Source organism: Halanaerobium salsuginis (assembly GCF_900114545.1).
GTDB classification, from domain to species: Bacteria; Bacillota; Halanaerobiia; order Halanaerobiales; family Halanaerobiaceae; genus Halanaerobium; species Halanaerobium salsuginis.
The window spans coordinates 1-1,220 of record NZ_FOTI01000097.1; the positions used below are offsets into that span (position 1 = coordinate 1).

A 1,220-nucleotide genomic window follows, 5' to 3' on the forward strand; every position below is an offset into this window, starting at 1 on the left:
TGTGATTTGATAAAAAATAGACACATATCTGTACCTTTTGTATAATGTTAATAACCACAAAAACATTGGGAGGGTACAGAATATGTGTCAAAATAATTGTAACACAAAAAGAGAAAAAGGTGAACATCTAAGTTATGAAGATCGCGTAAAAATAGAACATTTATACAATCAACAGGATAAAAATTATACTGAGATAGGTAAAGAATTGAATTGTCATAGAACTACAGTAAGTCGCGAAATTAAGAAGGGTGAAATAGAGTTAAAAAATAGTGACTGGACCTATAGAAAAGAATATAGTTCCAAAAGAGGACAGGAAGTTTATGAGCAAAATAATACTGCAAAAGGACGAGATTTAAAAATAGGTAAAGACAAAGGTATAGCTAAATTTATAAAAAAGCAGATACTTAAATTACGATCACCTGCAGCAGTTGCAAAAGACATTAAAGAATCAGATGATTATGATCTACAATTACACTGGAAAACAATCTATAATTATATAGATAAAGGTGTTTTAGATATAGAACGAGATGATCTCATACATGGCAATTATAAACCTGAGAAAGATAGGCCTAAAGAAAGTGCAAGCACTACGAGACGTAAGGAAGGTCGGACAATTAGAGATAGACCTGAAGAAGCTGATACCAGGGAAGAATTTGGACACTGGGAGATGGATTTAGTAGAGGGGTTAAAAGAAAAAGGAGAACCTTTCTTACTGGTTCTAACAGAAAGACAGACCAGACAAGAAATCATAGAAAAAATACCAAACAAAAAAGCAGAATCAGTGGTAAAAGGACTGGATCGCATAGAAAGACGATTTGGGGTAGTTAATTTCAGGGAGACTTTCAAAACAATAACCACAGACAATGGGTCAGAATTTGCAGATTATGAGGGGATTGAAGAATCTTTTGCAGGCAGTAGCATTCCCAGGACCAGCCAGTATTATTGTGATGCATATTGCAGCTGGCAGAGAGGCTCAAATGAGGTAGCTAACAGGTTTATCCGAAGATTCTTACCTAAAGGCACAAGTTTCAGAGGAATCAAAAGAACCCTGGTAAAAAAGATTCAGGAATTCATAAATACTTACCCCAGAAAAATGTTTGATTATGGGAATTCAGATGAAATATTCAGAGAAAAATTAAGTTTTAGTATGTAAAAACATTGAAGGTACAGGTAATTTTAAAAAAATCAAAAAAACCGTGCATTGCAACTTGCAATTCACC

The 1,220-nt window shown here is 33.9% G+C and carries 1 protein-coding gene; it reads left to right on the forward strand.

All coding sequences use genetic code 11. From position 1 onward, the window contains the following. Positions 1-82 precede the first annotated feature (82 nt). On the forward strand, positions 83-1,153 hold the full coding sequence (locus BMZ74_RS14305) for an IS30 family transposase (RefSeq protein ID WP_089862879.1): 1,071 nt from the start codon (positions 83-85) through the stop codon (positions 1,151-1,153). Positions 1,154-1,220 lie beyond the last annotated feature (67 nt).

Excerpts from the sequence above, each read along its gene's own strand:
- BMZ74_RS14305 (WP_089862879.1), top strand. The coding sequence starts at position 83 with ATGTGTCAAAATAATTGTAACACAAAAAGAGAAAAAGGTGAACATCTA.